Source organism: Oceanobacillus sp. NCCP-135, from assembly GCF_059698015.1.
In genome coordinates, this window is the sequence record NZ_BAAKSZ010000003.1 from 124,562 (window position 1) to 138,172 (window position 13,611).

A 13,611-nucleotide genomic window follows, 5' to 3' on the forward strand; every position below is an offset into this window, starting at 1 on the left:
TCTTTTTAATGCAATGAATGATAGGAAAGCACATTAGAAGGTTCTCATGGACATTTCAGGCATGGATTAGATCATTTTTGTTCATGAGAAACGTTCTCACGGACAGAACGGGCTTGGGTTTGGTCATTTTTGTCCTTGAGAGACGCACTCATGGACATTTCAGGCTTGGATTCGTTCAGTTTTGTCCATGAGCGGGACTCTCACAGACAGTTCGCACCGGATTTGCATAGGTTCGGGATTAGAGATGTCTGCTTAAATTAGTAAATCATTCTAACATGAAAAGTATAGACGAAAAATTCGTTAAAATAAAGCTCGGCGATAAGCCAGGTTCTATAAGAGGAAATTATACGGGGTGGGTTATCATAATGACTGTAAATAAAAAAGATGTTATTAAATTACTTGAGAATATTGCTGTATACTTAGAATTAAAAGGAGAAAATCCTTTTAAAACTTCTGCATACCGAAAAGCAGCTCAATCCCTTGAAACTGATCAAAGATCATTAACAGAGATAGAGGATTTTACAAAAATAAAAGGCATTGGAAAGGGAACGGGCACGGTTATTGTGGAATATGTAGAAAATGGCACATCCCAAACACTGCAGGAATTACAAAAAGAAGTGCCAGCGGGATTAATACCATTACTTGATTTACCGGGATTTGGTGGTAAAAAACTAGCAAAGCTTTACCAGGAACTTGGTGTCAAGAATGCAGAAACATTAAAAGAAGTATGTGAAAATGGACAAGTTGAAAAACTTTCAGGGTTTGGCAAGAAAACAGCGGAAAAAATACTTGTAGCATTAGAAGAATCCGGAAAACGTCCTGAACGGATACCAATTGCCATCATGCTGCCAATAGCAGAGAAAATTGAAGCATATGTTAAAGGAATTGCTGAAGTCAAAGACTTTTCCCGTGCAGGCAGCCTGCGCCGAATGCGTGAAACAGTAAGAGATATCGATTTTATTATTGCGACAGAACAACCTGAAACAGTGCGTGATTCTATATTAAAAATGGAAAATATTAAAGAAGTAATTGCAAAAGGAGATACAAAAGTTTCCGTAACACTTGATGATATATATGATATTAATGTTGATTTCAGGCTCGTAGCCGTAAATGAATTTGCCACAACACTCCATCATTTTACTGGATCCAAAGATCATAATGTAGTAATGAGGCAGCTTGCTAAATCCCGTGGAGAAAAAATTAATGAATATGGAATTGAAATCGAGAAATCAAGAGAGGTATTAACCTTCTCTTCAGAAAAAGAATTCTTCAGCCATTTTGGATTAACATATATTCCTCCAGAAGTAAGAGAAAATACTGGTGAGGTAGAGGCTTTTGAAACGGAGATAAAATTTATAGAAATGGATGACATTCGTGGTGATCTGCACATGCACACAACCTGGAGTGATGGGGCACAATCCTTGGAAGAAATGGTAAATCAGCTTCGCGCCAAACGGTATTCATTTATGGCTATTACCGATCACTCTAAATATTTACGAGTTGCCAATGGTTTAAATGAAACTAGATTAAGAAAACAACGGGAGGATATAGCTAAATTAAATGACAAGTATAGTGATATTCATATTTTCGCCGGTGTTGAAATGGATATTTTGCCAGATGGAACACTTGACTTTTCCGATGATTTTTTAAAGGAAATGGATTTCGTAATTGCTGCGATACATTCGAGCTTTAATCAGCCACAGGAAAAGATTATGAATCGTCTGTATGCAGCACTAGAAAATCCATATGTATCACTCATCGCCCATCCAACAGGTAGATTGATTGGCAGACGTGAAGGATATAAAGTGGATGTGGAAAAATTAATTGCACGGGCAAAAGAAACAAATACTGCATTGGAAATTAATGCAAATCCAAATCGCTTGGATTTATCATCCGAATGGGTAAGAAAAGCGCAAGAAGCTGGTGTGTCTATAGCAATAAATACAGATGCACATAATTATCAAATGCTTGATCATATGGAATATGGTGTTGGTGTGGCAAGAAAAGGCTGGATCCGTAAAGAATCCGTTATAAATACTTGGTCTAAAGAGAAACTTATTGATTACTTCAATCGTAATAAATAAAAAGAAAAGCTTAGGTTGTTTTAAACGATTTCAAAGGGATAAGCATTTGTCCTTGAAAAGTTATGTAGCTAAAGGAGCAAGCATAAATGAACGATAGAATTCTCCATGTACTTGAATTTAATAAAATAATTGAACAACTGAATCATCAGGCTGCTACATCCCTTGGGAAAGGTCTGGCTTTAAAATTGAAACCATCAACCGATGTGAATGAGGTTAGACAACTGCAGGAGGAGACAGATGAGGCAGTACAAATAGTTCGTTTGAATAAGGTTATCCCTTTAGGAGGAATAGCAGATATCCGGACAAGTCTTAAACGTAGTGCAATTGGTGGTGTTTTAACAACAAGTGAATGTTTGGATGTCGCTAATACGATTTATGGTGGACGGCAGGCAAAAAATTTCATTGAAACGCTGGAAGAAGACTTGTTTATTTTAAAAGGACTTGTCAACCGAATTACGCCACTTCGGGAATTGGAAACCCATATAAAAAACTGTATTGACGACCATGGATATGTGATGGATAGTGCGTCACAAAAGCTCAGAAGTGTCAGGTCTTCCATTCGTACATTTGAGAGCAGAGTTCGGGATAAGCTTGAGAGTTACACAAGATCAAACAGCACTATGTTGTCAGATGCAATTATAACGATTCGAAATGATCGATATGTGTTGCCGGTTAAACAAGAATACCGTGGGTCGATTGGTGGAATTGTTCATGATCAGTCCGCCTCAGGTCAAACATTATTTATGGAACCGAAAGCCGTTGTTGATTTAAACAATCAATTGCAAGAGGCAGTAATTAAGGAGAAGCAGGAAATAGAACGGATTTTACGTGAGTTAAGTGAACATATTGCAAGTCAGGAGATATTTTTAAATGAAAATATAACCGTGCTGGCAAAAGTTGATTTTATATTTGCCAAAGCTAAATATGGACAGCAAATGAAAGCAGCAATGCCGAAAATAAATGATCAAGGTATTATTAAAATGCAACAGGCACGCCATCCGTTAATTCCAATTGACGAAGTGGTTGCAAATGATGTAGAAATTGGTGAAACTTATACATCAATTGTAATTACAGGACCTAATACAGGTGGGAAAACTGTTACATTAAAAATGGTAGGTTTATGCACATTAATGGCACAATCAGGCTTGCAAATTCCAGCACTTGATGGCTGTGAAATGGCAGTTTTTGATCATGTGTTTGCAGATATTGGTGATGAACAATCGATCGAGCAGAACTTAAGTACATTTTCTTCCCATATGACTAATATAGTTAAAATAATTGAACAGGTTGATAATAATTCATTGGTTTTATTTGATGAGCTTGGATCAGGTACAGATCCACAGGAAGGGGCAGCACTTGCGATGTCCATCCTTGATGAAGTAGTCTCCAGAAGTGCACGTGTCATTGCAACAACTCATTACCCTGAATTAAAAGCATATGGTTATAATCGGGAAAATGTGATTAATGCATCTGTTGAATTTGATGTAAAAACGTTACAGCCAACATACCGTTTGTTAATCGGGGTTCCAGGTAGAAGTAATGCTTTCGATATTTCAAAACGCTTAGGGTTGAATAACCGAATTATTGAAAGGGCGAAAAGCCATATAGGTATCGACTCTAAAAGTGTAGAAAATATGATTGCCTCACTGGAAAAGTCTCAACTGGATGCAGAAAAAGACTATAATGAAGCACATCAAATTTTGCTAGATAGTGAGAAATTACAGGAAGATCTGGCAAAAGAATGGAAACAGTTTGAACAAAAAAGGGAATTATTATATAAAAAGGCAGAGGAAAAGGCAGAAAAGGCATTATCGAAAGCTCGTGAAGAAGCGGAAATAATCGTTGAGGAAATCCGGAAATTGAAAACGAACACCAACATGAAAGAGCATGAATGGATTGAAGCAAAGAAAATGCTGGAAGAGGCAAAACCGAACCTGTCTGCTAAACAGGAAAATAAAGGAACTGAATCAAGTCCTTCTCGTGAAGAATTACAACCAGGAGATGAAATTAAACTTTTGACTGTAAATCAAAAAGGTGAGGTATTGGAAAAAGTTAATGAAAATGAATACCTTGTACAGGTTGGCATTATGAAGGTTAAGGTGAAGAGGGAAGACCTTTTACTAATCGGTAAACAGAAGCAATTAATGGAGAAACCACTGGCGACAATTAAAGGGTCGAGTTATCATGTCAGTACGGAACTCGATTTACGTGGGGAACGATTTGAGGATGCATTATTAAAACTTGAAAAGTATATGGATGATACATTACTTGCAGGCTATCCCAAAGTATTCATTATTCATGGAAAGGGCACTGGAGCTCTGCGTAAAGGTGTCCAAGAATTTGTAAAAAAACACCCACGGATTGTATCATCCAGACCCGGATCAATGGGTGAAGGCGGTAGTGGCGTAACAGTTATCGAATTCCGCTAGGGTAGTATATGAAAAGAGGTGTTCACTCGTGAGTTGGTTTTGGGAAAATATAATAGTGGAAACCGCAGCCAGATATAGTGTTGTTATCTTATGTACAATTGTATTTTTAGCTATCTTTGAGCTCGTTACAAAATATAAAAATTGGACTGAAATTAAAAATGGGAACTTTGCAGTAGCAATGGCAACTGGCGGAAAGATTTTCGGAATAGCGACGATCTTCCGTTATTCCATCGAACATAATGATACATTGTTAGAAAGTATTGGCTGGGGGGCTTTTGGCTTTATTCTTTTATTATTTGGCTATTTTATTTTTGAATTTCTTACACCAAGTATTAAAGTTGACGAAGAGATCGGTAAAGGGAATAAAGCAGTTGGGTTTATTTCAATGATGATCTCAATAGGTTTATCTTTTGTTATCGGAGCAAGTATTGGATAGGGGGAGGCTTCATTGGTTTTAGAAAGACTAGCTAAAATCTTAATCGTTGTAGCAGTTATCTTTTTAATTGTTGGCATCGTATATATGCTGTAATCAATTTAATTATTTAAATAAAGGTCGTTCAGTTTTTTGCCATTAAGACTTACACTCCAGAGTATAAGGGATTTTAATAAAACAAAATACGCTTTATAAAATCCCTTTAACGATATGTAATAATAATTTATGTTTTCTAAAAAAATAACGTAAAATTTCAAAAAATAGAAATTAATCGGTATAATGATGATAAAATAGTATTAAAGGAGGAAAAATAATGAGTGAAGAAAAAGTGTGGCACGCCCATTATCCATCAGAAATACCAACAAGTATTACGTATGACGAGAAGCCCTTACATGCCTTTTTGGATGAAAGTTCTGAACGTTACGGTGAAAAGAAAGCGCTTTATTTTATGGGGAAAGAAATGAGTTTTAAAGAACTTGTGACAGAAGCAAGAAAATTGGCTAATTACATGCAGTCATTAGGGTTGGAAAAAGATGATAAAGTTGCGCTAATGCTACCGAATTGCCCACAAGGTGTAATCAGCTATTACGCTGCACTGATGGCTGGAGCAGTAGTTGTTCAAACGAATCCGTTGTACACAGAAAGAGAGCTGGAATATCAGCTTATTGATTCAGGGGCAACATTTATAGTATGTTTAGATATTCTTTTGCCTCGTGTTACAAGTGTACGTGGCAATACGTCATTAAGGCATACAATTGTAACAGGTATTAAAGATTATTTACCATTTCCCAAAAATCTTATCTATCCATTTATTCAAAAAAGGCAATATAACATGGTTGTAAAAGTGGAACAAAGTGATGAAACTCATGTATGGAATACGATTATTGAGCAAACTTCTGCTGACTATAAAAAAGTAGACGTCGATCCGGTAAAAGATTTAGCATTATTGCAATATACCGGTGGAACAACTGGTTATCCGAAAGGTGTTATGCTCACACATTATAATTTGGTAGCAAATGTACAAATGTGCGAAGCCTGGTTGTATAAAACAAAACATGGACAGGAAATCGTATTAGGAATTTTGCCATTCTTCCATGTTTATGGCATGACAACAGTAATGAATATGTCAATTATGCAAGGTTCAAAAATGATCTTATTACCTAAATTTGATGCAGCGGATGTGTTGAAAACAATTCAAAAACAAAAGCCAACTTTATTCCCAGGAGCACCAACTATATATGTCGGGTTATTAAACCACCCAGATCTTAAAAAGTACGATTTATCGTCCATCGAAGCATGCATTAGCGGTTCAGCTCCATTGCCAATTGAAGTTCAGGAGCAATTTGAAAAGATAACGGGCGGTAAATTAGTGGAAGGATATGGTTTGACAGAAACGTCCCCGGTTACACATGCAAATTTTGTTTGGACAAATAGGGTTAATGGCAGTATTGGTGTTCCTTGGCCTGATACGGATTGTAAAATATTCAGTATGGAAACAGAGGAAGAGGCTGATGTAGGTGAAGTGGGGGAAATTGCAGTTAAAGGTCCGCAGATTATGCAAGGCTATTGGAATAATCAGGAGGAAACAGACAATGTATTGAAAGATGGCTGGTTATTTACTGGAGACTTAGGCTACATGGATGAAAAGGGATATTTTTATATTGTAGATCGTAAAAAGGATATGATTATTGCAGGTGGTTATAATATCTACCCAAGAGAAGTAGAAGAAGTTCTTTATGAACATGAGAGTGTGCAGGAAGCAGTAGTTGCTGGTATTCCGGATGCATATCGTGGTGAGACAGTAAAAGCTTATCTCGTTTTAAAAGATGGATATGCGATTGATGAAGATGAATTAAACGCTTATTGTAGAAAACATCTTGCAGCATACAAAGTTCCTAGGTTATACGAATTCCGCAATGAGTTACCGAAAACAGCTGTAGGTAAGATCTTAAGAAGAAAGCTAGTAGATGAAGAAAAAGAAAATAAACAAGAAGATAGTAAAACTCTCTGAGCTACTTGCTCTTTTTTTCTAGCATAATTGTACAAGCAATATATTGACAGATTTAATTCATCCCGTTAGAATGAATATGAATGATTATTCATTCATTTGTGTCCATTGTTTAACTAAGGAGATTAATATGAAAAAGAATAGACCTAAATATAATCAAATCATTCAAGCGGCGGTTAAGGTCATTGCTGAAAATGGGTATCATTCATCACAGGTATCCAAGATTGCCCAAAGAGCTGGTGTGGCAGATGGAACCATCTATCTTTACTTCAAAAATAAAGAAGATATTCTAATCTCTGTTTTTGCAGAGAAAATGGGTCAATTTATTGAAAAGATAGCTAATAGTATTAATCAAAAGAAAGATGTGAATGAGAAATTACTAACATTAATTGAAATGCATTTCAGTCAGCTTTCAGAAGATCATCATCTGGCGATTGTAACTCAATTGGAGCTTAGACAATCAAATTCTATTTTAAGATTACAAATAAATGAAATTTTAAAGCCTTATTTAACCGTTATTGATGCTATTATCAAAGAAGGGATGGATGAGAAGGTATTTCGAGATGATTTGAACCTACTTCTTGTCCGTCAGATGATATTTGGGACTTTGGATGAAATTGTTACAAACTGGGTAATGAAGGATCATAAATATGATCTGGTAAAACAGGCTCCCCAAGTCCACACTTTATTAACAGAAGGTCTCACTGCCCGTTAAAGAAGCATACATCTACGAAGGAATAATAAATGAGTTTATAAAATCGATAGTATCATTTATAATGAAAAACAAGGGGGATTAATCATGGGAACAATAGTATATGAATTGAAAAACCATGTTGCTTACCTAACCATCCAAAGCCCGCCTGCAAACGCATTATCTAGTACACTATTAAATGATCTTGCTCAACAGTTAAATCAGATTGATGCGGATAATGACGTTAAAGCAATCGTATTAAAGGGTGAAGGAAAGTTTTTCTCGGCTGGTGCAGATATTAAAGAATTCACATCATTGCAAAATGCATCAGATTATCAATCATTATCCAAGAAAGGCCAAGAATTATTTGATCGCATCGAGCATTTTGAAGTTCCAGTGATTGCAGCAATTCATGGGGCAGCTTTAGGTGGAGGACTAGAACTAGCAATGGCATGTCATATTAGAATTGTCACAGAAAATGCTAAATTAGGTTTGCCTGAGCTTACATTGGGTATCATTCCGGGTTTTGCAGGTACACAGCGACTTCCTCACTATGTAGGTACTGCAAAAGCATATGAAATGATATTAACAGGTGAGGCGATCACTGGAAAGGAAGCAGCTGAGTTAGGACTTGCCAATAAATCGATCGCAGAAGAGGATTTTTTCAATGAAACTATAAAACTGGCAGAAAAAATAGCTGCAAAAAGCAAGCCTGCAATTAATCGGATAATGCATTTAATTCCATTTGCAAAGACAGAACAGTTTTTGGAAGGTTCTAAAGAAGAGGCTAAGGCATTTGGTGAAATATTTGGTTCTGAGGATGCAAAAGAAGGGGTGCAGGCTTTCCTTGAAAAGCGTCAACCCAGTTTCAAAGATAAATAGCTCAAATTATCGTGTTCAAAAGGAGGGAAAAATGACGTCGGCTTAAGTCCGAACGTCTTGTGGCTACGAATACTCACCCCAAATGAAAACCATTTGTTGCCACACCGACACTAGCTTTAACTATGCATCGAAAGTTCGAGATGGTGTAATATTTACTTTACGAGGAGGAATTCACATGAACATATATGTATTGTTAAAAAAGACGTTTGATACCGAGGAGAAAATCACTATATCTGGTGGTCGAATTGAAGATGATGGTGCAGAATTTATAATAAATCCATATGATGAGTATGCAGTGGAAGAAGCAATTAATCAACGCGATACACATGGTGGGGAAGTTACAGTTGTTACAGTTGGAGACGAAGATTCAGAAAAGCAACTGCGAACAGCATTAGCAATGGGAGCAGACAAAGCAGTATTAATTAATACAGAGGATGACCTTGAAGATGGAGATCAATATACAACTGCAAAAATTCTGCAGGGCTATTTTGAAGATAAAGAAGTTGATTTGATTCTTGCTGGAAATGTTGCTATTGATGAAGCTAGTGGTCAGGTCGGACCTAGGTTAGCCGAGTCTTTGGGAATCCCTTATGTAACAACAATTACTAGTTTAAAAATGGATGGGAAGACTGTTTCCATTGAGAAAGATGTTGAAGGAGATGTAGAAATAGTAGAAGCTAGTCTACCAATTCTTGTAACCTGTCAACAAGGACTTAACGATCCACGTTATCCCTCACTTCCGGGAATCATGAAAGCTAAAAAGAAACCTTTAGAAGAACTGGAAATTGATGATTTGGATTTAGATGAAGATGATGTAAAAGCAAAAACAAAAACCATCGAACTATTTTTGCCGCCTGAAAAAGAAGCGGGAAGAGTACTTCAAGGTGACATAGGAGATCAGGTTCAGGAATTAGTATCACTACTTAAAAACGAAGCAAAAGTACTGTAAATCAGCCAAACAGAAAGGAGAATTGACATGAGCGATAAAATTTTAGTAATTGGGGAAGTAAGAGATGGAGAATTACGAAACGTATCATTTGAAGCCATCGCAGCTGCGAAAAAGATAAAAGCTGATAGTAAAGTCGTTGGTGTTATTTGTAGTAATGATGACATGGAAAGTCACGCACAGGAAATGATTTATTATGGTGCGGACCGTGTTGTAACAATAAAACATGAAAATTTGAAAACGTATACATCAGAGGGGTATGGTCAGGCTTTAATGAGCGTAATTAATGAAGAATCACCATTTGGAATCGTTATGGGCCATACATCCATAGGTAAAGATTTAACACCAAAGCTGGCAAGTAAATTGGAAACAGGATTAGTTTCAGATGCAGTGGACATTGAGACGAATGGTGATCATATTCAATTTATTAGACCGATCTATTCTGGGAAAGCATTTGAAAAGAAAATTATTACAAGCGGATTGACATTTGTAACAATCAGACCAAATAATATACCAATGCTAGAGCGTGATGAATCACGCTCGGGTGATATTAGTCAAAAGGATGTTGATGTAACAGATATCCGCACAATTATTAAAGATGTTATCCGTAAAGCGTCAGAGGGTGTTGATTTATCAGAAGCGAATGTTATTATAGCTGGTGGACGTGGTGTGAAAAGTGCGGATGGCTTTAAACCATTATATGAACTGGCAGATGTGTTAGGTGGGGCAGTAGGTGCCTCACGAGGAGCATGTGATGCAGATTACTGTGACTACTCCCTGCAAATTGGCCAAACCGGAAAGGTAGTAACACCAGATTTATATATTGCTGTAGGGATATCCGGCGCAATCCAGCACCTTGCAGGAATGTCTAACTCAAAAGTTATTGTTGCAATTAATAAAGATGCAGAAGCAAATATATTTAATGTAGCGGATTATGGTATCGTTGGAGACTTATTCGAAGTAATCCCATTGCTGATTGAAGAAATCAAAAAGATGAAGCAATAACTGTATGTAACGAAACCTGATCCCATTACTGATCAGGTTTTTCTTAAGGCGTTTGAATCTTGTGTTGTCTTTTCGACCAACGTTGCAAATGAAGAAGTAATCAAAGTTATGAATGGAGCCTTTCTTTGTGTAGGCAGATAACGTTTGTTGCTGCTCAATTCTTATCCAGCATAGTTCAACATAACTACCAAGTAGCCATCGAAATAAATCCATGCTTAATTATAAGCAAACTATTCGCAAGTATATATTATCGATGATATACTCATCATAAGAATTAAAGCTCTATGAGGGAGGAAAAATAAATGGCAATTGTAAATGTTACTGATCAAAACTTTACTGAAGAAACTTCAAAAGGGCTAGTATTAGCTGACTTTTGGGCACCTTGGTGTGGTCCTTGTAAAATGATTGCTCCAGTACTTGAGGAAATCGATGGCGAAATGGAAGAGAAAGTTCAAATAGTAAAACTTGATGTAGATGAAAACCAGGAAACAGCCGGAAAATTTGGTGTTATGAGTATTCCGACATTATTATTATTTAAAGATGGTGATGTTGTAGATCAGGTTATCGGCTTCCAACCAAAGGAAGCACTTGTTGATTTAATTAACAAACATGCTTAATAGCCTGTGTAATAGTAAGTAAGAATGAAAATCCCTTGTTGCCATATGTAACAAGGGATTTTCTATCGAAAAGGAATGGAAACCGAATATGAATCAAATGATAAAAGAAAAATTAGCTGTACTTCCTGTGCAGCCAGGCTGTTATCTAATGAAGGATAAACATAATACGATTATTTATGTTGGCAAATCCAAATTGTTGAAAAATCGCGTAAGGTCTTATTTTACGGGAGCAAATGACCGTAAAACGCAGCGATTAGTACAAGAAATTGCGGACTTTGAATATGTTATTACGTCATCTGAGATTGAAGCACTCATATTAGAGATGAATTTAATTAAAAAATATGATCCTAAATACAATGTAATGTTAAAAGACGATAAATCCTATCCCTATTTAAAAATTACTTCTGAAAGACATCCGCAATTACTTATTACGAGGAAAGTAAAAAAAGATAAAGGAAAATATTTCGGCCCGTATCCTAATGTTATTGCAGCAAGGGAAACAAAAAAGCTGCTTGATCGCCTGTATCCTTTAAGGAAATGCAATAATCCGCCTGGTCGTCCCTGTCTTTATTATCATATGAACCAATGTCTGGCATGCAGCGACATACCACCACCACAGGAAACATACAAAGTAATTATACAAAGTATTACATCCTTTTTACATGGTGGGTATAAAGGGATTAAGAAAGAATTAAGTGATAAAATGCATAAAGCAAGTGAACAGCTTCATTTTGAACGAGCTAAAGAGCTGCGTGATCAGATCCAGCATATTGAAATAGTTATGGAACAGCAGAAAATGACCTTAAATGAACAATCAGATATTGATATATTTGGCTATAGCTACGATAAGGGATGGATGTGTATCCAAACATTTTTTATCAGACAAGGGAAATTGATGGAAAGGGATGTAGCGATCTTTCCTTTCTTTGATTCTCCGGAAGAGACCTATGTAAGTTACATCGGAAGATTTTATTTGCATCAGCATCATCCGAAACCAAAACAAATACTTGTACCAATTGGAACGAATGATGATTTAGTAAAAGAGCTGTTAGACGTTGATGTTCATACACCATATCGGGGTCGGAAGAAGGAACTCGTCGAATTGGCTTCTAAAAATGCAAAGATCGCTCTAAATGAAAAATTTTCATTAATAGAACGGGATGAAGAACGAACTATTGTAGCAGTTGAACAATTGGGAGAAGTATTGAACATTGAGGTTCCACATCGAATTGAAGCTTTTGATAATTCCAATATACAAGGAACTGATCCGGTTTCAGCAATGGTTGTTTTTATAGATGGGAAACCAAATAACAAGGAATACCGGAAATATAAAATAAGAGATGTAATCGGACCAGATGATTATGAAACAATGAGGGAAGTTATTCGGAGGCGATACACGAGGGTACTAAAAGAAAATTTACCACTTCCAGATTTAATTATTGTGGATGGTGGAAAAGGACAAATGAGTGCAGCATTGGATGTGTTGGAAAATGAGTTAGGTCTGGATATACCGTTAGCTGGTTTAGCAAAGGATGATAGACATAAGACGAGTGAATTATTATATGGTCTACCACCAATGGTAATTCGCCTATCAAGACAATCTCAGGAATTTTACCTTGTACAAAGAATTCAGGATGAGGTCCATAGATTTGCAATTACCTTTCATCGACAGCTGCGCAGCAAAGGTTTATTTCAATCGGAGCTGGATAAGATACCTGGTATTGGTGAGAAGCGAAGAAGATTATTGTTAACACATTTTAAATCGGTTGAGGATATCAGAAAAGCTTCATTGAAAGAAATAACCAAGCTTGGTATACCGAAGAACACTGCCGAAGGTATTATTAAGCATTTAAATATGCAGGAAAAAAAGTAGCATAAAGCAGCCGCAGTCCTAGTTTTTTCTGGAACTGCAGCTGCTTATTAATTTATAAGTGTAACCTTGAATTCTATTAGGTGTATTTTTTGATTAATCTCCTCCGTACACTCACAATCTATTTCTTTAATCATTTGCAGTGCTTCTGCAAGAAAGCCAGCTTCAAGGCGAAATTCTGTATCAAAGGATGCTTGTAGCCTTTCTGCAACTGAATCAGACATTAATTGAAAATTTAGTTCTTTTTTCTTTTCTTTGATAAGTTCCAATTGTCCCCAACCTAATTTATCAAAAATATAGCTGATATCTTCCATTGTGTTTATATCAAGCTTTCTGGCTAAATTTCTTCCCATAAAATATAAGAGCGTATCGGACTGTGCACCTAAAAGTTCCGGTAAACTTATATATCGCAGAACATCATAACCTGCTCCTGTTGTATGTAATTGTTCAAGTGCGGAAATGGGAAGTAGTGTATGCTTTTTAGACATTGATGTCATCCTTTCTTCGGTAACCAATCATCACGGCATTCATAATAGTTTACTACTAGTATTATCTATTTTATATACTGATTTCGCAAGTATCGTTTTCAATTTTTTATACATCAATAAATAGAATGTTAATTATTGCATAATAAAATTTTGATGTC

11 protein-coding genes are annotated in these 13,611 nt (G+C 36.3%); 10 read left to right on the forward strand and 1 reads right to left on the reverse strand.

What is annotated here, in order from left to right:
- Positions 1–365: 365 nt before the first annotated feature.
- From polX to uvrC, 10 genes are all read left to right on the forward strand, one after another.
- Entirely contained in the window at positions 366–2,084 is a 1,719-nt protein-coding gene (polX, locus tag AC6HVZ_RS03425) for a DNA polymerase/3'-5' exonuclease PolX (protein WP_497556734.1), read from the forward strand.
- A gap of 86 nt (positions 2,085–2,170) precedes the next feature.
- Positions 2,171–4,513 (forward strand): endonuclease MutS2, encoded by a 2,343-nt coding sequence (locus AC6HVZ_RS03430; protein WP_497556735.1) that lies wholly within the window; start codon positions 2,171–2,173, stop codon positions 4,511–4,513.
- Positions 4,514–4,541: 28 nt separating this feature from the next.
- Positions 4,542–4,949, forward strand: a complete 408-nt coding sequence (locus tag AC6HVZ_RS03435; protein WP_497556736.1) for a DUF350 domain-containing protein — start codon at positions 4,542–4,544, stop codon at positions 4,947–4,949.
- Between the two features lie 310 nt (positions 4,950–5,259).
- Complete coding sequence (locus AC6HVZ_RS03440; RefSeq protein WP_497556737.1) at positions 5,260–6,957, forward strand: long-chain-fatty-acid--CoA ligase; 1,698 nt, start codon at positions 5,260–5,262, stop codon at positions 6,955–6,957.
- Positions 6,958–7,084: 127 nt separating this feature from the next.
- A complete protein-coding gene (fadR, locus tag AC6HVZ_RS03445) occupies positions 7,085–7,669 on the forward strand; it encodes a fatty acid metabolism transcriptional regulator FadR (RefSeq protein WP_497556738.1) in 585 nt (194 codons plus the stop codon).
- Between the two features lie 84 nt (positions 7,670–7,753).
- A complete protein-coding gene (locus AC6HVZ_RS03450; protein WP_497556739.1) occupies positions 7,754–8,527 on the forward strand; it encodes an enoyl-CoA hydratase in 774 nt (257 codons plus the stop codon).
- 175 nt (positions 8,528–8,702) lie between these two features.
- Positions 8,703–9,476, forward strand: a complete 774-nt coding sequence (locus AC6HVZ_RS03455; protein ID WP_497556740.1) for an electron transfer flavoprotein subunit beta/FixA family protein — start codon at positions 8,703–8,705, stop codon at positions 9,474–9,476.
- Positions 9,477–9,503: 27 nt separating this feature from the next.
- Positions 9,504–10,478, forward strand: coding sequence for an electron transfer flavoprotein subunit alpha/FixB family protein (locus AC6HVZ_RS03460; protein WP_497556741.1), 975 nt, complete (start codon positions 9,504–9,506; stop codon positions 10,476–10,478).
- 302 nt (positions 10,479–10,780) lie between these two features.
- Positions 10,781–11,095: a thioredoxin gene (gene trxA / locus AC6HVZ_RS03465; protein WP_497556742.1), complete on the forward strand. Its 315-nt coding sequence runs from the start codon at positions 10,781–10,783 to the stop codon at positions 11,093–11,095.
- 88 nt (positions 11,096–11,183) lie between these two features.
- Positions 11,184–12,968, forward strand: coding sequence for an excinuclease ABC subunit UvrC (uvrC, locus tag AC6HVZ_RS03470; protein ID WP_497556743.1), 1,785 nt, complete (start codon positions 11,184–11,186; stop codon positions 12,966–12,968).
- A gap of 47 nt (positions 12,969–13,015) precedes the next feature.
- On the opposite strand, the gene AC6HVZ_RS03475 is transcribed toward uvrC, so the two are convergent.
- A complete protein-coding gene (locus tag AC6HVZ_RS03475; protein ID WP_497556744.1) occupies positions 13,016–13,453 on the reverse strand; it encodes a YslB family protein in 438 nt (145 codons plus the stop codon).
- Positions 13,454–13,611: the final 158 nt, after the last annotated feature.

What these genes read in the sequence shown, in the direction of transcription:
- AC6HVZ_RS03430 (WP_497556735.1), top strand. Translation starts at nt 2,171, where the DNA reads ATGAACGATAGAATTCTCCATGTACTTGAATTTAATAAAATAATTGAA.
- fadR (WP_497556738.1), top strand. Translation starts at nt 7,085, where the DNA reads ATGAAAAAGAATAGACCTAAATATAATCAAATCATTCAAGCGGCGGTT.
- trxA (WP_497556742.1), top strand. Translation starts at nt 10,781, where the DNA reads ATGGCAATTGTAAATGTTACTGATCAAAACTTTACTGAAGAAACTTCA.
- AC6HVZ_RS03450 (WP_497556739.1), top strand. Translation starts at nt 7,754, where the DNA reads ATGGGAACAATAGTATATGAATTGAAAAACCATGTTGCTTACCTAACC.
- AC6HVZ_RS03460 (WP_497556741.1), top strand. Translation starts at nt 9,504, where the DNA reads ATGAGCGATAAAATTTTAGTAATTGGGGAAGTAAGAGATGGAGAATTA.
- AC6HVZ_RS03475 (WP_497556744.1), bottom strand. Translation starts at nt 13,453, where the DNA reads ATGTCTAAAAAGCATACACTACTTCCCATTTCCGCACTTGAACAATTA.
- AC6HVZ_RS03440 (WP_497556737.1), top strand. Translation starts at nt 5,260, where the DNA reads ATGAGTGAAGAAAAAGTGTGGCACGCCCATTATCCATCAGAAATACCA.
- uvrC (WP_497556743.1), top strand. Translation starts at nt 11,184, where the DNA reads ATGAATCAAATGATAAAAGAAAAATTAGCTGTACTTCCTGTGCAGCCA.
- polX (WP_497556734.1), top strand. Translation starts at nt 366, where the DNA reads ATGACTGTAAATAAAAAAGATGTTATTAAATTACTTGAGAATATTGCT.
- AC6HVZ_RS03455 (WP_497556740.1), top strand. Translation starts at nt 8,703, where the DNA reads ATGAACATATATGTATTGTTAAAAAAGACGTTTGATACCGAGGAGAAA.